Raw genomic sequence first — 25170 nt, 5'->3', positions numbered from 1 at the left:
CCTGGCAGGATGAGCCGAAAATGTCTTCCTGACCTCGGAGGAACCGCCGTCGTGACCCCAGGGCCTTATCCCGGCATGGAGCCGCAGCCGTACTCGCCGCTGCCGCCCGCTTACGGCGCGCAGCTCCCGCCGCAGCAGCCGCCGCCGACCGCGTACTTCGGGGCTACTGCGGTCGCCGCGGCGACCTTGGCCTCGGTGATCGGACTGGTAGGCACGATCGGCTTCGTCGTGGCGGGGCTCCGGATGGTCGGCCATCCCTCCTCGAGCAGGCTGTTTTCCAGCGGCATCGTCGGCGCCGCGGACCTGGCGATCGCGGCACTGAGCGTCGCCGGCGCGATCGGGCTGTTCAAGCGTTCCCCGGCGGGCCGGGTCTGCGTGCTCGTCGGCAGCAGCCTCGCGGTGCTGGACATCGTCGTCTTCATGATCGTCGGCCTCGGTTCCAGCTTCGTCCGGAAGAGCGCGCCGCCGACCCTGCAGATGACCTTCCCGAGCGGGTTCCTGTGGCTGATCGTCCCGGTCGCCGCGCTCGTGCTGGCGGCACACCGGGCGACCGGCGCGTGGCTGCTGCCGAAAACCCCGCCGATGCCGTACCACCCCGGCTGGTGACCGGCCGGGAAGAAATCCTCCGCACGGCTCGGCTGCGCCTGACCACCTGGTTGCCCGAGGATGTGGACGATCTCGCCGCGCTGCACGCCGACCGCCAGGTCATGCAGCACATGACGAGCGGCCCGCAGACCCGCGAGGCGACCCGGGAACGGCTGGAGCGGTTCATCGCCGAACACCGGGCGCGCGGCTGGTCGAAGTGGCGGGTCGAAGGCGCATCGGGCTTTCTCGGCCGGGCCGGGTTCGGCCTCGCCCATCGCAGCGGGCACCGGGAAGTCGGCTACCTGCTGGCCCGCGCGGCGTGGGGCGCGGGGCTGGCCACCGAGCTGACGCGGGCGCTGCGGCAGTGGCACGAGGACCACCCGGAGCCCGCTCTTGCACCCGAGCTGCGGGCGTACGTGCTGCCCGGCAACGCGGCCAGCTGCCGGGTGCTTGAGAAGGCGGGCTTCCGGGCGGTCGGGGAGGAGGACGGCCAGCTCGTGTTCGAGTCAGGCTGATCGACGCAGCCGCGGCAGTACCGCCAGCCACAGCAGAACGGTCGCGACGCCGTACGCCACCGTCATGGTCAGGCTCATCGACAACGGCGTCGTGCCGCCCAGCGACACCAGCGGCGCGACGATCGGCCCGACCGCGAACGACGACGTCCCGAGCAGCGCCGCCGCGGTCCCGGCCCGCCGGCCGTGGTCGGCGAGGGCGAGCGCGTTGCCGTTCGCCTGCGTGGTCCCGCCCGCGAACATCAGCAGCGCCAACGGGATCAGCAACGCCGCCAGCCCGGCCCCGAACACCACCGCGCCCAGCATCGCCACGGCCGCCGCCGCGGTGAAGGTCGTGCCCAGCACGTACATCCGGACCGGTCCCGCCCGCCGCACCGCTGCGCGGTTCACCTGTGCGCCGAGCACCGACATCACCGCGTTCGCCGCGAAACACGCGCTGAACAGCTGCGGCGACAACGAGAATCCGTCCTGCAGCACGAAACTGATCGACGCCAGATAGGTGAAGAACGCTGCTCCGCCGCAGGTGCTCACCAGCAGGAAACCCAAGAACAGCGGGTCTTTCAGCAGGATCCGGAACTCGCCGCGGCCCTTGCGCGGATGTCGTGCGTCCGGCGGCAGGCTCTCCGGCAGCGCGGTCGCGGCGACGAGCAGCAGCGCCGCCCCGATCCCGGCCAGGACGCCGAAGATGCCGCGCCATCCGATGACAGCCGCCAGCTGGCCGCCGATCACCGGAGCGACGATCGGCGCCAGCGCCCCGACGGTGGTCAGCAACGCCAGCAGCCGCACCAGTTCGACGCCCTCGGCGAGATCCCGCGCGACGGCCAGCGAAAGCACGATTCCGGCCGAACCGCACAGCCCTTGGAGGAACCTCGCCGCGAGCAGCACCTCGATCGACGGCGCGAACGCGCACACCACCGACAGCACGGTGAACAACCCGATCCCGGCCAGCAGCGGACGCCGCCTGCCGAACCGGTCGCTCAGCGGGCCCACGACCAGCTGGCCGAAGGCGAGACCGAGCATGCACACCGACATGGTCGCCTGCGCGAGGCTCTGCCCGGCCTGGAGATCGTCGGCGAGCTGAGGGAGTGCCGGCAGGTAAAGGTCCATGGAGATCGGGCCGAAGACCTCCAGCAACCCCAGCACGACGGCCATCCGGAGCGCGCCTGGCCGTTTTTTCGGCAACACCGCGTCGACCAGGCTCGCTTCGGTGTGGAGCGGCTTCATCCGGCACGCAGGATCCGGCGCAGCCACGAAAGCCGGGTCGCGACCGCGGAGCGGGAGACTTCCGCGTCCGGGGAGAAACCGGCGAAGCCGTGGTAGCCGCCCGCCCAGACGTGCAGTTCCGCCTGCCCTCCGGTAGCCCAGATCCGCAGCGCGTACTCGGTCGTCTCGTCGCGGAAGATCTCCGCGGCGCCGACGTCCAGGTACGCGGGCGGGAGACCGGACAGATCGGTCATCCGGGCCGGGACCGCGTACGGGGAAGCTGCGTCGGTGCCGCGCGCCGGGCCGAGCAGTGCGTCCCAGCCGGTGTCGTTGTTGTTGCGGTCCCAGGCGCCGATTCCGTTGTACTGCCGGGTGGACACGGACTCATTGCGGTCGTCGAGCATCGGGCACGCCAGCAGCTGTCCGGCAATGGCCGGGCCGTTGCGGTCCCGCGCCAGCAGGGCGACGCCCGCCGCCAGGCCGCCGCCCGCGCTGGCACCGGTGACGACGATGCGCGACGGGTCGATGCCGAGTTCGTCGGCGTGCTCGACTGTCCACAAGAGACCGGCGTAGCAGTCCTCGACGGCGGCGGGTGCCGGGTTTTCCGGAGCCAGCCGGTATTCCACCGAGATGCCGACCGCGCCGAACCGCAGGACGTCGTCGATCAGGCCGTCGAGACCGAAGAATCGGTTGCCCAGCACCATTCCGCCGCCGTGGATGCTGTACAGGGCGGGTGCGTTGACGACGCCCGGGGCGGGACGGACGACGGTGAGCACGATGTCCGGCGCGCCCTCGGGGCCGGGAACGGTGTGCTCGGTCAGCTCGACCGGGCGGTCGCCGACGATCTGCTCGGCGGGCGGGATGATCGTCGCGAAATGCGCGCGGTTGGCCAGGATCGTGTCCGCGCGCAGCGGGATCCTCTCGACCAGATCGAGGAACGCGGCGAGACCGGGCTCCAGTTCCGGGTCGTAGGGCACCGGAGGGACGCTCATTTCCCGGCCTTCCCGAAGATCCGGCGCAGCCACGAGTTCCGGGTTTCGAGAGCGGCCTTGCTGATCGGCCAATCCGGGACGTACATGTCGAACCCGTGGAAGGCGCCCGCCCACACGTGCAGTTCGGCCTGTCCGCCGGTCGCCCAGATGCGCAGCGCGTACTCGGTGTCCTCGTCGCGGAACGGTTCCGCGCTGCCGACCTCGATGAACGCCGGGGGCAGCCCGGACAGGTCGGTCGCGCGGGCCGGGGCGGCGTAGGGGGAGACGTCGTCGGTGCCGACCGCGTCGCCCAGCAGCGACTGCCAGCCGGCGAGGTTGGATTCCCTCGTCCACGTGCCCAAGCCGGGGTACTGCTGGCTCGCGACGGTGGTGTTGCGGTCGTCGATCATCGGGCACAGCAGCAGCTGGCCCGCGATGGCGGGGCCCTTCCGGTCGCGCGCGAGCAGCGAGACCGCCGCGGCTAGACCGCCGCCCGCGCTGCCGCCCATCACCACGACGCGCGACGGGTCGATGCCGAGCTCGTCGGCGTGCTCGACTGTCCACACCAGACCGGCGTAGCAGTCCTCGACCGGCGCGGGGTGCGGGTGTTCGGGGGCGAGCCGGTACTCGACGTTCACCGCGACGACGTTCAATTCCAGCACCAGTGCCAGCAACCGGCCGACGTCCATGTTGCGGTGGCCGACCATCATGCCGCCGCCGTGGATGTTGTAGAGGACGGGAAGCGCGCCGTCGCTCTGATGCGGGGACAGAATGGTGATTTCCAGGTCCGGCGCGCCGTCCGGGCCGGGAATGGTCTGCTCGACGACGGTCACCGGGGCGTCGCCGACTACTTCCGCGGCGGGCGGGAACATCTCGGCCATCGCGCGGCGCAGGCCGGGGATCGTCTCTGGGGTGAACGGCGGCGCGTCGGCCGGGACGATCTCGGCGAGCGCGGGCTCGATCTCCGGGTCGAACGGGACGGGGGGATAGGTCAAGGCAGTCTCCTCGGCGAGGGCGGGGTTAGGGAGCGGGGAGGTCGGCGGGCTCAGGGGCCTTCGGGATCGACGGCGTCGCGGTCGGCCCAGAACGGCTCCACCAGCGCGCGGATCTGCTCGGCCCCGACCTGCTCGACCAGGTCGACCGCGGCCAGGTTGTCCTCCAGTTGCTCCATCCGGGTCGCGCCGAAGAGCGTCGTGACGTTCGCTGGATGCGTGAGCGTGAACGCGACCGCGAGCCGCGCCGCGCTCGTGCCGAGTTCTTCCGCGGCTTGCACGACCTTGGGGGCGTCGCGGGTGATCCGCTTGCGGACGTCGCCGGGGTCGCGGCCGATCTCGCGGGTCAGCTTGGTGCGCCCGGCGAGGATGCCGCCTTCCAGCACGTCCGACGCCTGCATGACGAACCCGTCGGCGAACAGCCGGGCGAACGGCGCGCCGTCCGGAATGGACCGGCGGCCGATGCTGTACTTCAGCTGCGCGATCTGCGGACCCGGAACCTGCAGTGCTTCGGCGATTTCGCGCAGCCGCGCGATGTTCCCGGCCGACCAGTTGTTGACGCCCCACGCCCGGATCAGCCCGGAGCGGGTGAGCCCGGCGAGATCCTCGACCAGGCCCTCCAGCGCGACGTCGTCGCGGCGCAGGTCGCCGAGGATCACCAGGTCCGCGACGTCGAACCCGCCGCGCAGGAACGCGTTTTCCAGCTGCGGCCGGAATCCCTGGTCGCCGAAGCCTTCGATCCACAGCTTCGCCGAGACCAGGTAGTCGTCGCGAGGGATGCGGGCGGCGCGGATGATCGCGCTCCAGAGCACGTCGGTGAACACCGGCGGGTGGCCGGGCATGCCGTAGACGCCGACGTCGAACAGGTTCACGCCGCCCTCGACCGCGGCGCGGATCATCGCGACGGCGTCGGCGAAGTCCATCCGGTCGTAGGTGTGCCACGAACCGAGCGAGAGCAGCGAAACGTCCAGACCGGACGTGCCGATCTTGCGGCGGGGCAGGGGCGAGGATGCGGACACGAGACCTCCTTGGCTCGTAACGGGAAAGGGATCAGGGAAGACGGGGGTCGACGACGGCTTTCGTCTCGTCGAGGCGGTGCATGGCCTCGATCCGCTCGCTCGCGCCGGAGAGCCCGACCGGGGTGCCGAACAGCCGGTCCCACGGCATCCGGGAGGCAAACGAACCGAAGAACTCGATCGCGTGGTGGTAATCGGCGATGTCGCCGTTGAGGGAGCCGACGACGGTCAGTTCCTTGCCCATCACCGTGCCGAGCGGGACCGGTGTCGGCTCCGGTCCGGTGCTCCCGACGATCACGACCCGCCCGCGTTGCGCCGCCATCGCGACCGCCTCGCGGCCGATCGACGGCGCACCGGCGAAGTCCAGCACGAGGTCGCCGCCGTGGCCGCCGGTCAGCTCGGTGACGCGCTCGACGATCGCGTCCGAACCGCCCGCGACTTCGACCACGTCGTCGGCCCCGAATTCCTTCGCGAGCTCCAGCCGCGACGCGGGCGCGCCGACGGTGATGACGCTGCCCGCCCCGCTCAGGTGCGCGACCGCGGTCGCGAAGAGGCCCAGCGCGCCGGACCCCTGCACCACCACGCGCGATCCGGGCCGGACGCCGCCGACGCGGTCGAACGCGCGCAGCACGGTTTTCGCCGCGCATCCGGCCATCGCGGCCCAGGTGTCGGGCACCTCGGCGGGCAGCAGCAGCTTCGCCGCGCCCGGGACGACGTAGGCGTATTCGCACAGTCCGGCGGTCGCGAACGGCGCGACGTCCGACCGCTGCAGGAAGCCGTAGCCGCGCCGCGAGCACGCGACCGGTTCGCGCAGCACGGTGCAGCCGTAACACTTGCCGCAGGTGGATTCCGACCAGCCGATCCGGGACCCGGCCTGGATCGCGCGGCCGAGCGCGTCGCGCGTGTCCGGTCCGGCGGCCACCACTTCGCCGACCATTTCGTGGCCCAGCACCATCGGCAGCATGCCCGGGAAACTCATCTTCCCGGACCAGATCTCCACGTCCGTGCCGCACAGCGTCGCGCACGAAACGCGGACCAGCGCCGCGCCCGCTTCGAGCTCGGCGGGCAGCGGGAGTTCGGTCAGCTCCAGCGGCGCGCCGTGCTCGGTCAGCACCGCGGCGCGGGTGGAAGTCGGGACGGTCATGGGAAACCTTTCCGGGGACTGGCGGGCCCTGCGGGGCCGGACGATGGGTTAGTCTACGGACGTCGACAAAAATGTCGAGTCCCCGAATCCCTCCAGGAGCGCCTGTGCCGACCTCAGTTGCGGACCTCGTCTTGCGGGCAGCGGCGGTGCACGCCATGGCCGGTGCCGCGCCCGCGACCGCGCTGGCGGTGCGGGACGGACGCGTGCTGCGCGCCGGAACCGACGCCGACCTGCGGGAGCTGATCGGCCCCGGCACGAGAGTGCTCGACCTCGGCGACCGCGCGGTGCTGCCGGGCATCAACGACGCGCACCTGCACGGCGCCTGGCTCGGCGCGCTGTGGCCGGACACCCTGTTCGCCGACGACGGCGCGCCCGGACCCGGTCCGGAAAAGCCTCTGCGCACCGCCGCCGAACGCCGCGCGGCCATCCTGCGCGCAGGCGAAATCCTTGCCGCGCTGGGCATTACGAGCTACACCGAACCCGGACTCGGCCCGGGGGAGGACGACGGGCACATCGGCGCGTTCGGCATGTCCGTCGTCGAGCAGTACCGCGAACTGGCCGCCGAAGGACTGTTGCGGGCACGGGTCACCGCGCTCTGGCTGTACGGCGAACTCGACGGCCCGAGCACCTTCGACCGCTTCCGCGCCGGACTGGCCACAGTGGACGGACCGGGCGCCGACCCGCGCCGGCTGAACTTCCGCGGGGTCAAGATCTTCGCCGACGGCATCCCGCCGATGCGCTCGGCCTACACCCACCACTGCTACGCCGACGGCAGCCACGCCCACCTCCTCGTCGGCGGCGCGGACGACCCGGAGCGCGAGGAAAACTTCACCCGGATGGTCCGCACCGCGCACGAAGCCGGACTGCAGGTCGGCGTGCACGCGACCGGCGACCGGGCGATCGAGCTGATGCTGGACGCCGTCGAACAGGCCCGGGAGGAACGCGAGGTCGACCTCGGCCACTACGTCATCCACGGCGACCTGGTGAACGCGGCGCAGCTGAAGCGGATGGCCCGGCTGGGGGTCGGGCTGTCCGCCCAGGCCGGGATCGCCGTGCGCACCGCAGGAGTGGTCGACGCGGCGCTCGGCGCGGGCAGTTCGGCCGCCGCGTGGCCGCTGCAGGAGGCGCTGGACGCCGGGGTCCCGCTGTGCCTGACGTCCGACGCGCCGGTGCTGCCGCCGGACTGGCGCAAGGAAATCGCCGCCGCGGACCAGTGGATGGGGCCCGCCGAGGACGTGCGGCAGCGGATGGAAACGCTGCTCCGTTGCTACACCGTGCACCCGGCCCAGCAGGACGGTGCGGCTTCGTGGAAGGGCACCCTCGAGCCGGGGATGGCGGCCGATCTGTGCGTGCTGTCCGCGGACCCGTTCACGGTGACCCCCGCCGAGCTGCCCGAGGTGGACGTCGATCTGACCGTCCTAGGTGGACAGATCGTCTTCGACCGCTCAGCCATCGCCTAACGGCCGTGAAGGGCTCCTTGAGGGAATCAGATTCCCTCAAGGAGCCCTTCACGGACAGCTGGATCAGGTGAGCAGCTGGCCGCCGTCCACGGGGAGGCTTGTCCCGGTGATGTGGGCGGCGGCCGGGCTCGCCAGGAACACCACCGCGGCGGCGACGTCCTCGACCGAAGCCATCCGGCCGTCCGGGATCCGCGCCACCCACGCGGCGTGCGCGGGCGATCCCGGCGGCATCGCGGTGGCGAGCATCGGCGTCGCGACCGGGCCGGGGGCGACCGCGTTCACCCGGATCTTGTGCTCCGCCAGCTCGATCGCCGCCCACCGGGTCAGCGCGTCCACTGCGGCTTTGCTGCTTTCGTAACCGCCCATTCCAGGGGTCGGCTGCCGCCCGCCGATCGAGGACAGGTTCACCACGACGCCCGGCTCGCCGCGCGCGACCATCCGGCGGGCGACCAGCTGCGTCATCAGGAACGTGCCGTGCACGTTGGTCGAGAGAATGCGCAGCAGGTCCGGGCCGGGCAGGTCCAGCAACCGGCCGTGGACGCTGAGCAGACCGGCGTTGTTGACCAGGACGTCGACCGGGCCGATCTCGTCGAGCGCCGCCGAGATCGCGGTCTCGTCGGTGATGTCGAGCCGGATTCCGCGCCCGCCAACCGGTTTGGCGGCTTCTTCGGCGCCGTCGAGGTCGGCGAGCACCACGGAATCGCCTGCCTGGGCGAAGGCGGCGCCGATCGCGCGGCCGATGCCGCCGGCACCTCCGGTGATCAGCACGGTACGGGCAGCGGGCATCGTCGTTTCCTTTCGCCGGGAGCGAGGTTCGCGGGCTTATAGTATACAAGCGTAGAAAATAAATCCCTTGAACCGCAGGAGGAATCGTGGCGACGGATCGACCTGGACTGGGCCCGGCGTTCCCGCGCGTGCCGGCGTTGTCGCTCGGCTCGTGGAACACCTGGGACCGGATGGAGTTCGGCGACGCGGTGGCGCTGATCGCCCGCGCGGCCGAACTCGGGCTCGCCTTCTTCGACGTCGCGCACTACGACATGGGCCCGCACGCCGAGGGTTCCACGACCGACCGGATCTTCGGCCGCGCGGTGCGCGAGGCCGGTCTCGCCCGCGAAGACTGGCTCTACTGCGGGAAACTCTGGCTCTGGGACTATCCGAACGTCGGCTTCGCGCAGCAGATGAACACCTCCCTCGAGCGCGTCGGGGTGGAGTCGGCCGATCTGGTCGTGGTCGGCGACTACTTCGGGGAAGTCGACCTCGAACGGGTCGTCGCGGACGTCGCGGAGCAGATGGAAGCTGGCCGGTTCCGCGCGTGGGGCGTGAACAATTGGCGCATTGACGATCTGCGCAAAGCTGTTGCCATTGCGCGCAAACGTGGTGTGGAGCCCCCGGTTTTCGCGCAGCTGAAGTACGGGCTCGCGCGCCGTTCGATGGCCGAGGGCGAGTTTTACGCGCCGCTCTTCGCTTCCGGCGAGCTGACGCTGCAGGCGTCGGACATTTTCGAAGGCGGGCTGCTCGTGGGGAATCTGCGGCCGAATCGCAAGATCGGCGCGGATGTCGGAGGCATCCGGGAGAAGATCGCCGCCGCTTGGCCTGCGGTGCAACGGATTGCCGAGGAGCTGGAAGCTTCGCCCGCACAGCTGGGAATTGCCTTCTGCCTGGCCAATCCCGTGACCGCGAACGTCCTCGTGGGCGTATCGCGGCTGGCGCAACTGGAGGACAATGCGGGCGCGCTGGCACTGTTGGAACGCGTCGGCGCGGACCGGATTCGCGAGCTGACCAAGGAGTTGTGGCTCGATCGCGCAGTCGCCGCCGACGGAACCTGGTGAAGGGGCTGGTGTTTTTTGTCGACGTGCGTAGACTAAAGCTCCCCGGGGTGCCCGGAGAGGCACCCCCGACGCCGTGAGGAGCCGCCACATGACGAAACCAGCGCCGGACCGCATCGTCGACATCGCCATCGGGTACATGGGCGCGAAGCAGTTGTTCGCCGCCTCGCGGATCGGCTTGTTCCGCGCGCTCGCCGACGGTCCGCGCACGGCGCCGGAACTCGCCGCCGCCACCGGCAAGGGCGAGCAGTTGACCCGGATCCTCGCCGACGCGATGAACGCGCGCGGCCTGCTGGAGCGCACCGACGGCCGCTACGAGCTGGCCGCCGACGCGCGGGAGTACCTGGGCGGGGACGGCGCTACGGATCTGGCGCCGTTCCTGACCTTCCTCAACGAAATCAGCTACGGGCACTGGCTCCAGTTCGACACCACTGTGGACAGTGGCAAACCGGGCGACCTCCAGATGGACGAGGGCCGCTGGGCGACGTTCATGGCGGGCGTGATGCGCTACAACGCGCTGCACGCGTCGATGCTCGCGCGCGCATTCGATTTCTCGCCCTACCGTTCGATGCTCGATCTGGGCGGATTGTCGCCGGAATTCGCGATCGGAGCGCTGCGGGCGAATCCCGCACTGACCGCTCGTTTCGTTTTCGGACCCGAGTCCACGCAAGGGATCACCGACGCGGTGAATGCGGCCGGGTACGCGGATCGCGCGAGCATCGACCCCGCGCCCACGGAATCCGCGGAACCGGGCGGGGAGCACGATCTGGTGATGGTGAACCACGTGGTGCACCGGTTCACCGCGGAGCAGAACCGGAAGATCCTGGCCAACGCGCGCGCGGCCGCCGGGGACGGAGCGACGTTGCTGCTGCTGGACTTCTTCCTCGACGACGGCGAACGGCAGCGCCCGATCGACGCGCTGCACGCGGGGGAGTACTTCGTGATCGACGGAACCGTCGTCTATCCGGAGGCGGAAGTCCGCGAATGGCTGGACGGTGCAGGATGGCGCGTATGCGATGTTCTCGCACTGCCCGGAAGCCCTCGCGTTCTGGTCGCCGACGCCGTCTGAAAACGGCCGCCGGGCCGGGAGATAACAAACGCATCCGGCCCGTTGATTTTTTAGCCGACAATCGTAGACTATCCCGCACCACGGCGAGCCGGGCCGCACTCGCAGGCCCGCCGTTCCCGGCGGGGCGCCGAGCGACCCCGCCGGCGGTCCAGCACCCTGAGAGAGGGACTCAATGACGAGGACAAGGACAGCGGCGTTGTTCGCGGCGGCCGCCGCGACGCTGCTCGGCATCGCCGGATGCACCGGCTCGGGCGCCGCCGGGGCGGGCGCGGGCACCGACGAGCTGAAGGCGGGCGTGTTCCTCGACGTGACGTCGTGGGACCCGGCCAACGCCGACATCGGCTTCGACGGCCCGTACCTGTCCGCGGTCTACGACCCGCTGGTCGCCTTGGACAAGGACGCCAAGCCGATCCCGGCGCTCGCGAAGTCGTGGGACTGGTCGGCCGACCGGCTGACCCTGACCATGCACCTGCGCGACGACGTCGCGTTCGACGACGGCCAGAAGTTCGACTCCGCCGCGGCGGTCGAGAACCTCAACCACCTCAAGGCGGGCACCCGGTCCGGGCAGGCCTACATCGACGTGAAGAGCGTCGAGGCGAAGGACCCCTCGACGGTCGTGCTCCATCTGTCCGAACGCGACGACGCGCTGCTGTACTTCATGGGTCTCGGGCGCAGCTGGATGGCCTCGCCCAAGGCGATCAAGGCCAAGTCGCTCGCCAACGGCCCGGACGGCTCCGGCCCGTACACCTTCGACAAGGCGTCCTCGCAGCCGCAATCGCAGTACGTCTTCAAGAAGCGCGCGAAGCACTGGGACAGCGCCACCTACCCGTTCCCGACCGTGCGGCTGTTCCCGATCACCGACCAGGCGGCGAGCTTCAACGCAATGCTGTCCGGTCAGCTGAACGTCCAGTTCGCCAACGCGGCGAACCTGCCGAAGGCGCAGCAGAACGGCTGGAACGTCGCGAAGAAACCGGCTTCGTGGGTCGGCGTGCAGTTCGCCGACCGCACCGGCAGCCAGGTGAAGGCGCTCGGCGACCAGCGCGTGCGGCAGGCGATCTCCTACGCCTTCGACGCGGCCGGGATCCTCAAGGCGGTCGGCAACGACGCCGGAACGGTCACCGACCAGCTGTGGCCGAGCGGCAGCCAGGTGTATGACCCAGCGGGCAACGGCAAGTACAAGACCGACCTCGGCAAGGCCAAGCAATTGCTCGCCGAAGCCGGGTATGCGGGCGGCTTCAGCCTCAAGATGCCGATGTCCACGATCTTCCAGGCGTGGCAGCCCGCGGCCGAGCAGACGTTCGGGCAGCTGGGCATCAAGGTCGACTGGCAGAACATGTCGATGCCGGACTACCAGAAGAACGCGCCGACGTACCCGATGTTCCTCGCGGTGATCGCGATGGACGGCAACGACATGGCCACGCTGACCGACCAGGTCACGTCGTCGCAGTGGTACAACCCGAAGCCGTCGGTGGACGCCTTCCCGGAGGTGAAGGCGCTCGTGCAGAAGGCGGAACAGGCCCAGCCGGGCGCGGACCAGACCGCGGCGCTCAAGGAGCTCAACACGAAGCTCGTGGACCTCGCCTGGTGGAACGTCTGGTACCAGGCCGACAACCTCTACTTCAGCGTCAAGGGCATCACCGTCACGCCGATCACCGGCATGATGTTCCCGACGCTGCGGTTCATCCAGCGCGGCTGACGCGCCCGTCGTCCCCGGAGCCGTCCGAAGATTCCACTGTGGACGGCTCCGGGGGAGGAGCCGAACGACATGCTCACATTCATCGTCAAACGCCTGGTGCCCGGGATCCTGCTGCTCGTGCTGGTCACGAGCGGCACGTTCTTCCTGGCGCACACGGCGGTGGGGGACCCGACCGCCGGGCTGCTCGGCAACAGCGCGACCCCCGCGCAGCAGGCGGCGCTGCGCGCCCAGATCGGGTACGACCGGCCGCTGCTCGTCCAGTTCTGGGACTGGCTGTCGCACGCGGCCACCGGCGATTTCGGGACTTCCTGGCGAAATTTCCAGCCGGTCGGCGAACAGATCGCGCTGCGCGTGCCGGTGACACTGTCGGTCGTCGTCGCCGCGACGCTGCTCGCGGCGGTCCTCGGCGTGCTCGTCGGGGTCATCTGCGGCCTGCGTCCCGGCGGAGTGGTCGACCGCGTGCTGAAGCTCGCGTCGGTGGTGCTGTTCGCGCTGCCCGGGTTCTGGGTCAGCCTCGTGCTCGTCACCTGGTTCGCGATCCAGCTCCAGTGGTTCCCCGCGGTCGGCTACGTGTCGCCGGACCAGTCGTTCGTCGGCTGGCTGCGGTCGATCGCGCTGCCGTCGATCTCGCTGTCGCTCGGCGCGATCGTGATGATCGCCGAACAGCTGCGCAACGGCTTCCTCCAGGTCGCCAACCAGGATTTCGTCCGCACGCTGCGGGCGCGCGGCCTGTCGTCGCGGCGGGTCACGACGCACGTGCTGCGCAACGCCTCGCCGTCCGCACTGACCGTGCTGGCGCTGATGTTCGTCGGGCTGCTCGGCGGCGCGGTGGTCGTGGAGATCGTGTTCAACCTGCCGGGGATCGGCAGCCTGACGCAGTCGGCGTCGCAGATCGGGGACATCCCGGTGCTGCTCGGCCTGACCGCGGTGACCGTCGTGTTCGTCGTGATCGTCAACTTCCTGCTCGACCTCGTGCTCGGGTGGGTCAACCCGAAGGTGCGCGACCGATGACCGCTGCCCCGTTCCCCGCCACGCTCGCCCCGGTGAAGCGGATTTCCTTGCTGCGCCGGTACTTCCGCCGTCCGGTCGGCGTCGTCGCGCTGGTCGTGTTCGCGCTCGTCGTGCTCGCCGCGGTGTTCGCGCCGTGGCTGGCCCCCTACGACCCGAACCACGTCGACTTCGCGCTCACCCACGCCGAACCCGGCAACGGGCACCTGCTCGGCGGCGACTCCGCCGGACGCGACCTCTTCAGCCGGCTGCTCTACGGCGCGCGGACCACGCTGTACGGCGGCGTGATCACCTGCGTCACCGGCGTCGTGCTCGGCGTCCCGACCGGGGTGGTCGCCGGGTACTTCGGCGGCGCGACCGACCGGATCTGCTCGTGGATCAGCGACGCGCTGCAGTCGGTGCCCGGGATGATCGTGCTGCTGGTCGTCGCGGCGGGCACCGGCCAGGACTTCACCGTGCTGATGATCGCGCTCGGCGTGTTCCTCTCGCCCGGCTACTACCGGATCACTCGCGCCCGCGCCCTCACCGTGCGCCGGGAGCCGTACATCGACGCCGCCCGCGTGGCCGGCGTCGGCACGCTGCGCATCCTGCGCACGCACCTGCTGCGCGCGGTGTACGCGCCGATCATCGTGCAGACCGCGCTCACCGCCGGGCTCGCCATCGGCATGCAGGCCGGCCTGCAGTTCCTCGGCATCGGCTCGGCGTCGACGCCCAGCTGGGGCCAGACGATGAACGACGGCTTCCTGAACATGCTGACGTACCCGCTGATCCTGCTGTGGCCGTCGATCGCGCTGGGCGTGACGATCGCCGCGCTGGCGTTCATGGGCTCGACGCTCGCCGACCTGGTCAGCGTCCGCGGGGAACAGCCGACGCGCCGGAGTCGGGCTCGGGTGCGGGAAGCCCTCGCGGCACCGGCGCCGGACGCGCTGGGCGAGGGCGCGGCCTCGGGCGCTCACGAACACGCGGCCGCGGATTGCGCGCTGCGGATCGAGAACCTGCGGGTCGGATACGCGACGGACAAGGGCGTCAAGGAGGTCGTGCGCGGGGTGTCGCTGGACGCGGCGCCCGGCGAGGTGCTGGGGATCGTCGGCGAATCCGGGTCGGGCAAGACGCAGACGGTGTTCTCCGTGCTCGACCTCCTGCCGCCCGGCGGGACCGCGGTCGCCGACGGGATCTGGGTCGGCGGGCGCGAGGTCGGGAGCGCGGCGGAGCGGGCGAAACTGCTCGGCCGCGAGATCGGGTACGTGCCTCAGGAACCCATGACGAACCTCGACCCGTGCTATCGGATCGGGCACCAGCTCGTCGAGCCGCTGCGTCGGGTGCACGGGCTCGACAAGGCCGCGGCGAAGAAGCGGGCGCGCGAGGTGCTGGAGCGGGTCGGCCTCACCGACCCGGACCGGGTCATGGCGAGCTATCCGCACCAGATCTCCGGCGGCATGGCGCAGCGCGTGCTGATCGCCGGCGCGGTGGCCGGGCGGCCGTCGCTGCTGGTGGCGGACGAGCCGACGACCGCCCTGGACGTGACGGTGCAGGCCGAGGTGCTGGAGCTGCTGCGCGAACTGCAGGCCGAGTACGGGATGGCGCTGGTGATCGTCACGCACAACTTCGGCGTCGTCGCGGACATCTGCGACCGCGTCGTGGTGATGAAGGACGGCCGGATCGTGGAAACCGGGCCGGTGGAACGGATCTTCCGCGCGCCGGAGGACCCCTACACCGCCGAACTGATCAGCGCGTCGCTGGACGACACCGAAGGACGGGACGAGTTGGACGAAGCCTGGGAACGGCGCGGTCTTGCCCACGCGGCCGGAGAGGAGGCCGGGCGATGACCGCTCCGCTGCTCGCGATCGAGGACCTCGTCGTCGACTACCGGCTCAGCCGCCGGGTCCGGTTCCGGGCGCTCAAAGGGATTTCGCTGGATGTGCGGCCGGGCGAATGCGTCGGGCTGGTCGGCGAAAGCGGGTCGGGAAAGTCCACTTTGGGCAAAGCTGTGCTGGGCCTCGCCGCGCCGGAGTCCGGCCGGATCACCTTCGACGGCGAGGACATCACCCACGCCCGGGCCACGACGCGACGTCGGCTGGCCAGCGACATCCAGGTGGTGTTCCAGGACCCGTACGGCTCGCTGGACCCGACCATGACCGTCGGCGAAGTGCTTGCCGAACCGCTGGTGGTGGCCGGGACTTCGCGTGCGGACGCCCGGACGGTGGTCGCGGACATGCTCGACCGCGTGCGCCTGCCCGCCGACGCGGTGCACCGGTATCCGGGCGAGTTCTCCGGCGGCCAGCGGCAGCGCATCGCGATCGCGCGGGCACTGGTCCGCCGGCCGCGGCTGATCGTGTGCGACGAGCCGGTGAGCGCGCTCGACCTGACCACCCAGGCGACGATCCTCGACCTGTTCCTGGAACTGCAGCGCGAGACCGGGGTGTCGTACCTGTTCGTGTCGCACGACCTGGGCGTGGTGCACCGGATCTGTCACCGGGTTTCGGTGCTGTACCAGGGAAAGATCGTGGAATCGGGCCCGACGGCGACGGTCACGCGGGCTCCCGAGCACCCCTACACCCAGCGGCTGCTGCTGGCCGCTCCGGTGGCGGACCCGGCACGGCAGGCGGAGAGACGGGCGACTCGTCTGGGACTCGGGTGAACGATTTTCGGGCCATGGCTTGTGCGTCCGCATTCCCGGGCTCGCCGCTCCCGCGGACGGTCGAGCAGGGTCACATCCGTCGCGGGAGAATACGGGTTAGAGTCTGTAACCATGCCGAAGGTCATCGATCACGATCAGCGACGACGGGAGATCGTCGAGGTCGCCAAAAAGCTGATCATCGAGGGCGGGTTCGAGGCTGCCACGATGCGCAGCATCGTGACCGCGGCCGGGTTCGCGAACGGTGCCCTCAAGCATTACTTCCCCAGCAAGGACAGCATCATCGCGGCGACGTTCGAGAGCGTGCTGCAGGAGACTTCGCAGCGGATGTCCGAACTGGATCCTTCGCTCGGGCCTGTGGAGTCGCTGCGGGGGTTTGTCGAGGCGGCGATTCCGTTCGACGAGCATCAGATCGCGTCGGCTCGGGTTTTGCTGGTGTTGTGGGAGCATTCCGTGGCTAATCCGGAGCTTGCTCGGCAGTATCGGGATTTGCTCAATAGCTGGCGGGGGGAGTTGACGGTTCGCATCGCTGCTGCTCGGGGGAAGGGGGAGGCGGCGGATGCTCCAGTGATCGGGGTGCTGGCGGATGAGATTATCGCGGTTTCCATCGGGGCTAATGTGACTAGTTTGATGCATCCGGTGGGGGAGGTTGCGGAGCGGTATCGGGGGTATGTGGACGGGTTGATGGCTCGGATTGGGGATTGAGTTCTCTTCTTTTTGGCTCGTCGCCTGGCGGCGACATTGGCCTCTTGGTTGCGTGGGGCACCCCGAAGCTTGATTGTGATGACGGTCCGGGGGTGCTTGTCAAGGCGGGAAAGATGCCTTGACAAGCACCCCCCGGACCGCATTGTGGCTTCGTATCGGGGTGCGGGGGAGGGCTGGGTGCCTCGATTGTTGGGTGCATTGGCTGCGGTTTCGGGCGCGCGGGGTGGTTGCGATGGGGTGTGCGGGCGGCGGTTGGGGTTAGCGCCCCAATGTGGCATTGGGTGCGTCAGATGCACCCAATGTGGCGTTCGGTGCGTCGCATGCAACCAATGCCGCATTGGGGGCGCATCCCCGGCGGGGCGGCGGTGCGGGGCGGGCCGTGAAGGGCTCCTTGAGGGAATCTAGGTCCGTGAAGGGGTCCCTCACGTACGGCGGCGGGCGGGTCGTGAGGGGAACCCTGGGGGAATCAGAGTCAATGAGGGTGGCCCTCACTTAACGCTGGACCAGGTGACGGGTTTTGTCTACGATTGTAGAATGACTTCCGCGTTTCCGGTCACCCGTACGCTTTCCCGTCGTCCTGTCACCGGGCCTCCGGTCGTGTTGATTCATGGGTTCGCGTCCTCGGCCGCGTGTGATTGGCCTGCGGAGTACTGGGCCGATCCGCTGGCGGCTGCCGGGCGGGAGACGGTTGTGGTGCATTTGCCGGGGCATCCTGGCGGGCCCAAGGTCGCGGAGGCCGAGGAGGTGACCTCGACCTTGGTGGTCGACGCGTTGGCGGAATGTGCTGGTGCGGAAGAGGTCGACGTCGTCGGGTATTCGCTCGGGGCGCGGCTTGCGTGGGATCTCGCGGCGCATCCCAAGGTGTCGGTGCGGCGATTGGTGCTGGGCGGGTTGAGTCCGCAGGAACCGTTCGCGGCGGTTGATCTCGGGGCGGCGCGGCTGGCCGTCCAGGGCGGGCCGGCGCCGGACGATCCGCTTACTGGGGCGATCACGGCGATGGCGGCGGCGGGGGACGCGGAGTCGCTGCTGAATCTCGTCGAGGGGTTGGCTAGCGAGCCGTTCGATCCGGGGGCGGGGGTTCCGCGGGTGCCGACGTTGTTCCTTGCGGGGCGGCAGGACTTCATGGCGCACGGGATCGAGCAGCTCGTGGCGCGGGTGCCGGGTGCGCGGCTGCGGCAGGTCGCGGGGGATCACCGCGGTGCGCTGGTGGGGGTCGAGCTGCGGGAGGCGGTGTTCGACTTCCTCGGGGCCGAGGCCGGCTGAGGGCCGAAATGGCCTGAGCGGGCCAGTCGTGCCAGCCTGGGGCCATGACGACACCGGCGCAGCTCCGCAGAACCGCCCTGTCCTACCCGGAAACGGCCGAGCTGGCCGTTGACGGCACGGTCGCGTTCACGGTGCAGGGCAAGGAATTCGCCGCCCTGCGACCGGATCGGCAGGTCGTGCTCCGGATGACCCCGTCCGATGTGGACGAACTGCGCGCCGCCCACCCGAGCGCCCGCCGCGTCGCCAGGGCGGGGGCCCGGTTGCCGATCGGGGACCTCAACGGGCAGCAGCTCAACCACTGGGTGCGCCGCGCGTGGCTGGCCCGGGCACCGAAGCGCCTGGCGGCCCCGGTGGCTGCGGCCGGGACCGCCGTGGCAGGGGAGGTGGGGGACTTGCCGAAGGCGATCGGCAGCCCAGCCACCCGGGCCCTGCACGGTGCGGGGATCACGACGCTGGCACAGACCGCAGAGTGGACCGACGCGGAGTTGCTCGCCCTGCACGGCGTGGGTCCGAAGGCGGTGCGGCTCCTTCGCGAGGAGGCGCGGGGCTGAGCTGTCGCGCGGCGGGCAGGTGTTCCGGACCCGGTTCGACACCGAGGTGTTGCTGCGGGCCTACCTGGAGTGGGACGAGCGGTTCACCGGCAGGTTCGCGTTCGGTATCTGGGACCACGCGCACGATATTGCGTGGCGGTCCGGAAGAAGCGCTGCGGACTCGAATGGCTCGGCCGGTGGGCTGAGTGCGCGGACGGGACCGGCTCACGCCTTCAGGTGTTGTCCGAAGAACGCTTTCAGTTCGTCGCGGGCGTCGACTCGTCCACGGCTTCCAGCACGGGACCGTCCGGGCTGGCCAGATAAGACACTGCGTTGCCGAAGAGGTCGTCGGCACGCTGCACCGGGTCTTCCGGGCCACGGGGGAGTAGGCCGCGTCGAAGGGGAGAACGAGGTATCCGTCCTCAGCGAGCCGCGGCGCGTAGTCGGCGGACGCCTGTTCCTTGCCGTCGCTGGGGGGCCGGACTTCCGTCATGGTGTCAGCTCGGTAGCCGGGACCTCGGTGGTTCGCACGCGCTGGAAGAGAGAGACTTATCCTGGGAAGGATTCATCCCAGGATCGAAAGCAGCATTCGCCGTATGGTGGAACGCATGGCCGACACCCCGACAGAGCTGCGCGAGCTGGGACAGTTCTTCCAGCATCGCCGCGCTGAGCTGCAGCCGCGGGAGGTCGGGCTCGACGTCCCGGCGGGGGAGCGCCGCCGCGTCCAGGGACTGCGCCGCGAGGAAGTGGCGCAGCTGGTCTCGATCAGCACGGACTATTACACCCGGATCGAACAGGGCCGCCTCGCTCCGTCCGAGCCCGTGCAGGCCGCGTTGGAGCGTGCCTTGCGGTTGGACGACGAGCAACGCGACTACGTCCGCACGCTGCTCACCCGGTCTGGTCCGGCTTCCGTGCCGCGGGAGCCGGGCCGGCGCAAGCGTGCGGTGCGTCCGCAGTTGGAGCGGTTGCTGGGGCAGCTGGACCGGGTGCCTGCGCTGGTTTTCAGCCGGTATCTGGACATCTTGGCGTGGAACGACCTCGCCGCCGCGCTGTTGCTCGATTTCGGCGAGATTCCGGAGCGGGACCGCAACTACATCCGGCTGGTCTTCACGAATCCGCAGATGCGGGCGCTGTATCCGGAGTGGGAGCAGGTCGCGCGCACGTGTGTCGCGGTGCTGCGGATGAACGCGGCGGACAACCCGACGGATCCGGCGTTGTCGCGGCTGGTCGGGGATCTGTCGCTGACGAGCCCGGACTTCCGCCGCTGGTGGGCCGAACGCCGGGTGGCGCACCAGAATTTCGGCACGAAGACCGTCGCGCATCCCAAGGTGGGGGAGATGTCGCTGGACTGGGACAACTTCCACCAGGCCGGGAACGGCGAACAGCATCTGGTGATCTGGTCGGCCGAGCCCGGTTCGGAGTCGGCGGAACGGCTTGCTCGGCTGCGGGACACAGTGCCGAAACAGGACGGCTGACCGGGCAACGGCGATCCGTCCAATCCGGCTGGATTGGACGGTCACCGCGCCGGGAAGTCAAGAGGTGCAAGGCTTTCTGCTCGCGGTGCCGAGGCCGGAACGCGAACGAATCGAGCCAGCGACTGCGGGCCAGCCGGTAAGCACTCCGCTCCAGCCTCGAGCGCTAGGTCGTGACTGTCGTTCGTGCCTGCGCGCGCGGGCCGCCACCGCAGGTGACCGTCGTTCCCTCGTAGATCAGGTCGGTGGAACAGCCTTCGTCATCGGTGACCCTCACCGTAACGGTCCAGGTTCCGGGCTTGGCGTACGTGTGCGAGACGTCGGGCGTAGTGGTCAACAGCCGCTGTCCGTCGCCGAAATCCCAGGCGTACTGGGACACTGTGCCGTCCGGGTCTGACGAGGCTGCGGCGGAGAATCCGCGCGTGCCGCCGGACGTGGGCCCCGTTGCGGTCAGTGCGGCGAGTGGGCCTTGGTTCGGGGTGAGGAAAGCGTTCGAGCCGTCGTGCCAGACCAAGCCCGTGTCGGCGGGCGGGAGGCCGCTGGGGACTGGCTGGCCGTCTGGTTGCAGCACATAGCTGTACACCTGACTGTGCAACGTCGGGTTGTCCACCGCGATCGCCTGGATGACGAACAGGTACTTGCCGTCCGCGCTGAGCGTGACCCGGCCCGGCATCGTTGGCATTGGGTACGGCGAGCCGGGCAGCGGGGTCAGGTGGCCGCCGGTGCCGATGGTCCATCCGGTGACGGTGTTCGAGGTCGTGTTGGGCACGTAGAGCCGGTGCGAGTCGGGTGTGATGACGACACCGTGTGTGGTTCCGCCGCTGGGGTACGGCGATCCGGCGATTGCTGTCAGCGCACCGTCCCGGCCGACCGCGTAACCCGAGAGGTCGCCGCTGCCTTCGTTGCTGACGTAGAGGTGTTTCCCGTCCGGCGTGAACGCGGGGATGACCGGCTTGTTCCCGGCGGCTACCGGTGCGCCGACCTGGGTCAGCGTCGCATCGGGGGCGATCGCGAAGGATGTCACGCTGTTCGCGAGGTAGTTGGTGACGATGAGGTGGCCGGCGTCCGGGGAGATCGCATACGAGCGCACTGATCCCGCGCCGGCGCCGCCGCCCAGGGTGACGAACAACCGCGAGCCGTCTGGAGTTATCGCCGCCCCGACGACGGGCAGGCCTACCAGGACGGTGCCGCCTTCGAACGGGCTCAGCGTGCCGTCCGTGCCGATGCGGTAGCCGATGATGGTGCCCGATCCGCTGTCGACGGAGTAGACCTTCTGCGCGTCGGGCGTGATCGCCATGCCCAGCGAACCGAGCCCTCCGGCGAACGGGGAGCCGGGCACGGTGGTCATCGCGCTGTCCCGGGTCACGCTGACCGAGCTGATGCCGGGCGAGGCGAATCCGCCGACGAGGAGGTAATGGTGCAGGGGGAGGGGAGTGTCCGCTTGCGACGGCGGCGCCGAGAGCCCCAGCATCAGCACCGAAGCCATCGCGACACAGCCGGCGGTCCGCCGCCTGCGAGCCGTGCGGTTGCGTCCTCCCAGTGGGGCATTGCCGGTCTGCATCGCTGGTTTCGTTCCGCCGGAACAGAGTGTCCGCAAGGGCGATCAGTCGCCGAATTCGCATTGGCGGCCGGGAAACGACGTTAGGCGGGTTCCGGGAGCCGGACTGTCCATCTTCTCGGACAGTCCGAGCGGCTCTCCCGGGAGAATCCCGCTCCGACCACGGCGAACTGGCCGGGAGGCCCCGCGTCGTTTGAACCAGGGCTCATCAGCGCATATATTGTGCTTCAGCGCGGCAGCGAGGAAGCACCAGAGGTGACCGATGGACGTGGACAGCACCGTCTCGGCCGCCGCTGGGCTGGGCGGGCGGTACCGGGACCTGTGCGCGGACGTCGGGGCCACGCTCGGTCTCGACGTGCCCGTGCCGACGCTTGACGGTCCGTGGGCCGACGAGGCGGCCGGGGCGCTGGGCCGGTTGTGGAACGCGGTGCTGGCCGAAACCCTGCACAGCGCGGACGAAACCAGCGTCACCGCCGCGCGGCGGAGAGAGTTGGCCGAGTTGCTGGCCCGGATCCGCGCGGTCGAGGCCGAACTGGCGGAAGCGCGGCTCGCCGACCAGCACCTCCTGTTGCGCCGCGTGGCCGTCTCGCTGGCGTCGGTCCGGGACGCGAAGTCCGTGGACGAATTCCTCGGCCGGGTTCCCGAAGCGGGCTGCCGGCTCGGATTCGACCGAGTGTTGGTCTCCCGCGTGGTGGACTCGGTGTGGCGGCTGCACACGATGTGCGTCGTGCGCGAGCCGCGGTGGGCGGACGAGATCGTCGCCGTCGGGAAAGCGTCGCCGCCTGCCTTGCGCGGCGGACTGATCGAAGCGGACGTGGTCGACCGGGCCGAAACCCGGCTCATCTTCGACACCCAGCACAGCGAACGCGTGGACCGCGACCTGATCCGGGTCACGAGGTCCACTTCGTACGGAATCGCCCCGCTGACAGTGCAGGGCCAGGTCGTCGGGCTGTTGCACGGCGACCGCTACCACCAGCGCCGCGACGTCGACGAAACCGACCGGGCGCTGCTCACGCTCATGGCCGAGGCGCTCAGCCATTCCCTCGGCCGCCTGACGATGCTGGAAGGGCTGGCCTTCCTGCGCGACACCGCCGACGGCCTGATGACCCGTCCGGCGGCCCTGCCCGCACCGGTCGCGCCGCCGCCGTCGAGCCCGCAGATTCCGCTGACAGCAAGGGAAAACGAGGTGATGGAGCTCCTGGCTGCGGGCCGGTCGAACCGGCATATCGCGCGTGAGCTCCTGATCACCGAGCGCACCGCCAAGTCGCACGTCACGCAGATCCTGCGCAAGCTCGGCGTCGCCAGCCGCGCCGAGGCGATCGCGCTCTGGCTGCGCGGCGGGGCACTGTCCTAAGGTCCCAGTCCGGCTCGGACTCTTGGCCGATGTGACCGCGGTCGCACCGGCCGCAGAATCGCCTCACACACCACGACCCGTGGAGGCATGAGGTGACTGAGCAACGAGGCTCGGCAGGCTGGCTGGTCGGCATCGACGTCGGCGGGACCTTCACCGACATCATCGGCCTGGACCGGACCACCGGGGAGATCCGGGACGGCAAGGTGCTGTCCACGAAGGAACAGGAACACGGCGTCCTGGAGGCGCTCGCCGCGATCGGCGTCGAGCCGCCCGAGGTCGCGGAGATCGTGCACGGGCACACCGTCGGCATCAACGCGCTGCTGAGCCGCGCGGGCGCGAAGACCGCGCTGCTGGCCACGCGCGGGCACCGGGACCTGCTCGACATCGGCCGGATGCATCGCGAGTTCGGCGACCGGTTCTACGACCCGACCTGGCTGCGCCCGCACCAGGAACGGCCGATCGTGCACCGGCGCGACCGGATCGGCGTCCCGGAGCGGATCGGCTACGACGGCACGGAACTGCTGGCGCTGGACGAGGACGCCGTCCGCGCGGCGGCCCGCGGTTTCGCCGCGCAGGGTGTCCAGGCGGTCGCTGTGTGCTTCATGAATTCGTACCGGGAACGCGGCCACGAGCGGCGTGCGGCGGAGATCCTCGCCGAGGAGATCCCGCACGCCTACGTGCAGACCTCGGACCTGTATCCGGTCACGAAGGAGCACGAGCGGACCACGACCGTCGCGCTGGACGCGTACGTCGGCCCGGCCGTGGTCGGTTACCTTCAGCGGCTCACCGTCGCGCTGGAGCAGCGGAAGTTCGGCGGCACGCTCTGGATCATGACGACCAACGGCGGCGTCGCGACCGTGCAGGACGCGGGCAAGGCCCCGGTGTTCCAGCTCGTCTCCGGGCCGGTCGGCGGCGTGACCGGGAGCCTGCAGCTGGCCAGGGAATCGGGCAAGCGGAACCTGCTGACCATGGACGTCGGCGGCACGAGCACCGACGTCGCGGCCATCGTCGACGCGCAGACCCCGCTCACCGACCTGTGGACGCTGGAAACCGGCCTGACGCTGACGTTGCCGCTGGTCGACGTGGAGAGCGTCGGCTCGGGCGCGGGCAGCGTCATCGGGCCGAACGCGCTCGGGCAGGTCGCGGTCGGCCCGAAATCGGCGGGCTCGAACCCCGGTCCGGCGTGCTACGGGCGCGGCGGCACCGAGGCGACGCTCACCGACGCCTGCCTGCTGCTCGGCGTGCTGCAACCCGATCTGTTCGCGAACGGCCGCATCTCCCTCGACGTCGAGGCCGCGCGCACCGCACTGGCCCGGACCGGCGAGCAGTGGGGGCTTTCCGCGCTCGAGCTGGCCGAGGCCGCCTACCAGATCGCGTGCGAGGACATCGCGGCGAAGATCCGCACCATCTCGGTCTACCGGGGACTGGACGTCCGCGAGTTCGCCCTGCTCCCGTTCGGTTCGGCCGGTCCGATGCTCGCCGACCGCGTCGCGCGGATCCTGGGACTCGACACGGTCGTGGTTCCGTCGACACCGGGCCAGTTCTCCGCGCTCGGGCTGCTGCGAAGCGACCTGCGGACCACCCGGGCGCAGTCGCTGATGGTCCCGCTCGCCGCCGGCAACGCCGAGACCGTCGAAGCGGAATTCGCCGCGATGGAACAGAGCCTGACCCGGGAGCTGGCCGCCCAGGGCGTCGAACTGGACGGCCTTGCCTTCGACCGCGCGGTCTTCGCCATGTACCGCGGGCAGACCTGGGACAACCGGCTGCCGCTGGCGCCCGGCCCGATGACCGCGGAACGCGTGCCGGACGTGGTCGCCGATTTCCACGCGTTCTACCAGGAATCCTACGGTTTCTCCGCGGCGGAGATCCCGGTCGTCGTCTCGACGATCGAAGTGACCGCGGTGATCCCGAGGCCGAACAAGGTGCCGTCCACCGCGGCCGAGGGAGGCGAATCCCTGCTCGGCGAACGCGATCTGCGCGTCCCCGGGTCCGGGGAAACCACGAGGGTCCCGGTGCACGTCCGGGAACGGCTCGCCGCGGGCGCGGTCGTCGACGGACCGGCGATCGTCTCGGAGAAGTTCGCCACCACGGTGGTGCTCCCGGGCCGCCGGGCCCGGGTGGACGCCGACCGTCTCCTGATCATCGAAAACATCATCGAGAACCAGGACTGA

Annotated in this window: 22 protein-coding genes; 15 read left to right on the top strand and 7 right to left on the bottom strand. The window is 70.1% G+C overall.

What is annotated here, in order from left to right; translation table 11 throughout:
• Nucleotides 1–51: 51 nt before the first annotated feature.
• Together FKO37_RS29205 and FKO37_RS29200 are read left to right on the top strand one after the other, a co-directional pair.
• The gene (locus FKO37_RS29205; RefSeq protein ID WP_238606582.1) at nt 52–606 is read left to right on the top strand and encodes a hypothetical protein; all 555 of its coding nucleotides are present in this window, start codon (nt 52–54) and stop codon (nt 604–606) included.
• Nucleotides 603–1100: a GNAT family N-acetyltransferase gene (locus FKO37_RS29200; RefSeq protein ID WP_037806426.1), complete on the top strand. Its 498-nt coding sequence runs from the start codon at nt 603–605 to the stop codon at nt 1098–1100. Before FKO37_RS29205 ends, FKO37_RS29200 begins: the two co-directional genes overlap by 4 nt.
• On the opposite strand, the gene FKO37_RS29195 is transcribed toward FKO37_RS29200, so the two are convergent.
• Genes FKO37_RS29195 through FKO37_RS29175 form a run of 5 tightly spaced genes read right to left on the bottom strand, consistent with a single transcriptional unit; the run spans nt 1092 to nt 6423 of the window.
• Nucleotides 1092–2321: a multidrug effflux MFS transporter gene (locus FKO37_RS29195; RefSeq protein WP_078870225.1), complete on the bottom strand. Its 1230-nt coding sequence runs from the start codon at nt 2319–2321 to the stop codon at nt 1092–1094. The genes FKO37_RS29200 and FKO37_RS29195 overlap by 9 nt on opposite strands.
• Nucleotides 2318–3292 (bottom strand): alpha/beta hydrolase, encoded by a 975-nt coding sequence (locus FKO37_RS29190; protein ID WP_238606581.1) that lies wholly within the window; start codon nt 3290–3292, stop codon nt 2318–2320. Before FKO37_RS29190 ends, FKO37_RS29195 begins: the two co-directional genes overlap by 4 nt.
• Nucleotides 3289–4266: an alpha/beta hydrolase gene (locus tag FKO37_RS29185; RefSeq protein WP_238606580.1), complete on the bottom strand. Its 978-nt coding sequence runs from the start codon at nt 4264–4266 to the stop codon at nt 3289–3291. The genes FKO37_RS29190 and FKO37_RS29185 overlap by 4 nt, the downstream gene beginning before the upstream one ends.
• A 50-nt stretch (nt 4267–4316) precedes the next feature.
• Nucleotides 4317–5282, bottom strand: coding sequence for an aldo/keto reductase (locus FKO37_RS29180; protein ID WP_238606579.1), 966 nt, complete (start codon nt 5280–5282; stop codon nt 4317–4319).
• Nucleotides 5283–5313: 31 nt separating this feature from the next.
• The gene (locus FKO37_RS29175) at nt 5314–6423 is read right to left on the bottom strand and encodes a zinc-binding dehydrogenase (protein ID WP_238606578.1); all 1110 of its coding nucleotides are present in this window, start codon (nt 6421–6423) and stop codon (nt 5314–5316) included.
• 104 nt (nt 6424–6527) lie between these two features.
• Here FKO37_RS29175 and FKO37_RS29170 point away from each other — a divergent pair, with 104 nt between their 5' ends.
• Nucleotides 6528–7883 (top strand): amidohydrolase, encoded by a 1356-nt coding sequence (locus FKO37_RS29170; RefSeq protein ID WP_238606577.1) that lies wholly within the window; start codon nt 6528–6530, stop codon nt 7881–7883.
• Between the two features lie 63 nt (nt 7884–7946).
• On the opposite strand, the gene FKO37_RS29165 is transcribed toward FKO37_RS29170, so the two are convergent.
• The gene (locus tag FKO37_RS29165) at nt 7947–8669 is read right to left on the bottom strand and encodes an SDR family NAD(P)-dependent oxidoreductase (protein ID WP_078870200.1); all 723 of its coding nucleotides are present in this window, start codon (nt 8667–8669) and stop codon (nt 7947–7949) included.
• 86 nt (nt 8670–8755) lie between these two features.
• Between FKO37_RS29165 and FKO37_RS29160 the strand changes: the two genes are divergently transcribed.
• The 10 genes from FKO37_RS29160 (at nt 8756) to FKO37_RS29115 (ending at nt 20090) form a co-directional block, all read left to right on the top strand.
• Entirely contained in the window at nt 8756–9712 is a 957-nt protein-coding gene (locus FKO37_RS29160) for an aldo/keto reductase (protein WP_238606576.1), read from the top strand.
• A gap of 88 nt (nt 9713–9800) precedes the next feature.
• Complete coding sequence (locus FKO37_RS29155; protein ID WP_238606575.1) at nt 9801–10778, top strand: methyltransferase dimerization domain-containing protein; 978 nt, start codon at nt 9801–9803, stop codon at nt 10776–10778.
• Nucleotides 10779–10950: 172 nt separating this feature from the next.
• Nucleotides 10951–12474 (top strand): ABC transporter substrate-binding protein, encoded by a 1524-nt coding sequence (locus tag FKO37_RS29150; protein WP_238606574.1) that lies wholly within the window; start codon nt 10951–10953, stop codon nt 12472–12474.
• A gap of 69 nt (nt 12475–12543) precedes the next feature.
• A complete protein-coding gene (locus FKO37_RS29145; RefSeq protein ID WP_238606573.1) occupies nt 12544–13485 on the top strand; it encodes an ABC transporter permease in 942 nt (313 codons plus the stop codon).
• Nucleotides 13482–15308 (top strand): dipeptide/oligopeptide/nickel ABC transporter permease/ATP-binding protein, encoded by a 1827-nt coding sequence (locus FKO37_RS29140; RefSeq protein WP_238606572.1) that lies wholly within the window; start codon nt 13482–13484, stop codon nt 15306–15308. The genes FKO37_RS29145 and FKO37_RS29140 overlap by 4 nt, the downstream gene beginning before the upstream one ends.
• Nucleotides 15305–16120 (top strand): ATP-binding cassette domain-containing protein, encoded by an 816-nt coding sequence (locus FKO37_RS29135; protein WP_238606571.1) that lies wholly within the window; start codon nt 15305–15307, stop codon nt 16118–16120. Before FKO37_RS29140 ends, FKO37_RS29135 begins: the two co-directional genes overlap by 4 nt.
• 111 nt (nt 16121–16231) lie before the next feature.
• Nucleotides 16232–16822, top strand: a complete 591-nt coding sequence (locus tag FKO37_RS29130; RefSeq protein WP_238606570.1) for a TetR/AcrR family transcriptional regulator — start codon at nt 16232–16234, stop codon at nt 16820–16822.
• A 534-nt stretch (nt 16823–17356) separates the two neighbouring features.
• The gene (locus FKO37_RS29125) at nt 17357–18085 is read left to right on the top strand and encodes an alpha/beta fold hydrolase (RefSeq protein WP_238606569.1); all 729 of its coding nucleotides are present in this window, start codon (nt 17357–17359) and stop codon (nt 18083–18085) included.
• 44 nt (nt 18086–18129) lie between these two features.
• A complete protein-coding gene (locus FKO37_RS29120; RefSeq protein WP_238606568.1) occupies nt 18130–18636 on the top strand; it encodes a hypothetical protein in 507 nt (168 codons plus the stop codon).
• A 587-nt stretch (nt 18637–19223) separates the two neighbouring features.
• On the top strand, nt 19224–20090 hold the full coding sequence (locus FKO37_RS29115) for a helix-turn-helix domain-containing protein (RefSeq protein ID WP_238606567.1): 867 nt from the start codon (nt 19224–19226) through the stop codon (nt 20088–20090).
• Nucleotides 20091–20253: 163 nt separating this feature from the next.
• On the opposite strand, the gene FKO37_RS29110 is transcribed toward FKO37_RS29115, so the two are convergent.
• Nucleotides 20254–21573, bottom strand: coding sequence for a PKD domain-containing protein (locus tag FKO37_RS29110; RefSeq protein ID WP_238606566.1), 1320 nt, complete (start codon nt 21571–21573; stop codon nt 20254–20256).
• A 334-nt stretch (nt 21574–21907) separates the two neighbouring features.
• Between FKO37_RS29110 and FKO37_RS29105 the strand changes: the two genes are divergently transcribed.
• A complete protein-coding gene (locus FKO37_RS29105; RefSeq protein ID WP_238606565.1) occupies nt 21908–22999 on the top strand; it encodes a LuxR C-terminal-related transcriptional regulator in 1092 nt (363 codons plus the stop codon).
• A 92-nt stretch (nt 23000–23091) separates the two neighbouring features.
• Entirely contained in the window at nt 23092–25170 is a 2079-nt protein-coding gene (locus FKO37_RS29100; protein ID WP_238606564.1) for a hydantoinase/oxoprolinase family protein, read from the top strand.

The sequence above is a fragment of the Amycolatopsis sp. Poz14 genome (genome assembly GCF_006704225.1).
GTDB lineage: Bacteria > Actinomycetota > Actinomycetes > Mycobacteriales > Pseudonocardiaceae > Amycolatopsis > Amycolatopsis nivea.
This window is presented reverse-complemented; position numbering and strand designations above follow the sequence as displayed.

Bases quoted from the DNA above. Each gene is read 5' to 3' on its own strand.
- FKO37_RS29195 (WP_078870225.1), bottom strand. From the start codon at position 2,321: ATGAAGCCGCTCCACACCGAAGCGAGCCTGGTCGACGCGGTGTTGCCG.
- FKO37_RS29190 (WP_238606581.1), bottom strand. From the start codon at position 3,292: ATGAGCGTCCCTCCGGTGCCCTACGACCCGGAACTGGAGCCCGGTCTC.
- FKO37_RS29175 (WP_238606578.1), bottom strand. From the start codon at position 6,423: ATGACCGTCCCGACTTCCACCCGCGCCGCGGTGCTGACCGAGCACGGC.
- FKO37_RS29165 (WP_078870200.1), bottom strand. From the start codon at position 8,669: ATGCCCGCTGCCCGTACCGTGCTGATCACCGGAGGTGCCGGCGGCATC.
- FKO37_RS29155 (WP_238606575.1), top strand. From the start codon at position 9,801: ATGACGAAACCAGCGCCGGACCGCATCGTCGACATCGCCATCGGGTAC.
- FKO37_RS29150 (WP_238606574.1), top strand. From the start codon at position 10,951: ATGACGAGGACAAGGACAGCGGCGTTGTTCGCGGCGGCCGCCGCGACG.
- FKO37_RS29145 (WP_238606573.1), top strand. From the start codon at position 12,544: ATGCTCACATTCATCGTCAAACGCCTGGTGCCCGGGATCCTGCTGCTC.
- FKO37_RS29140 (WP_238606572.1), top strand. From the start codon at position 13,482: ATGACCGCTGCCCCGTTCCCCGCCACGCTCGCCCCGGTGAAGCGGATT.
- FKO37_RS29135 (WP_238606571.1), top strand. From the start codon at position 15,305: ATGACCGCTCCGCTGCTCGCGATCGAGGACCTCGTCGTCGACTACCGG.
- FKO37_RS29130 (WP_238606570.1), top strand. From the start codon at position 16,232: ATGCCGAAGGTCATCGATCACGATCAGCGACGACGGGAGATCGTCGAG.
- FKO37_RS29125 (WP_238606569.1), top strand. From the start codon at position 17,357: ATGACTTCCGCGTTTCCGGTCACCCGTACGCTTTCCCGTCGTCCTGTC.
- FKO37_RS29120 (WP_238606568.1), top strand. From the start codon at position 18,130: ATGACGACACCGGCGCAGCTCCGCAGAACCGCCCTGTCCTACCCGGAA.
- FKO37_RS29115 (WP_238606567.1), top strand. From the start codon at position 19,224: ATGGCCGACACCCCGACAGAGCTGCGCGAGCTGGGACAGTTCTTCCAG.
- FKO37_RS29110 (WP_238606566.1), bottom strand. From the start codon at position 21,573: ATGGCTTCGGTGCTGATGCTGGGGCTCTCGGCGCCGCCGTCGCAAGCG.
- FKO37_RS29105 (WP_238606565.1), top strand. From the start codon at position 21,908: ATGGACGTGGACAGCACCGTCTCGGCCGCCGCTGGGCTGGGCGGGCGG.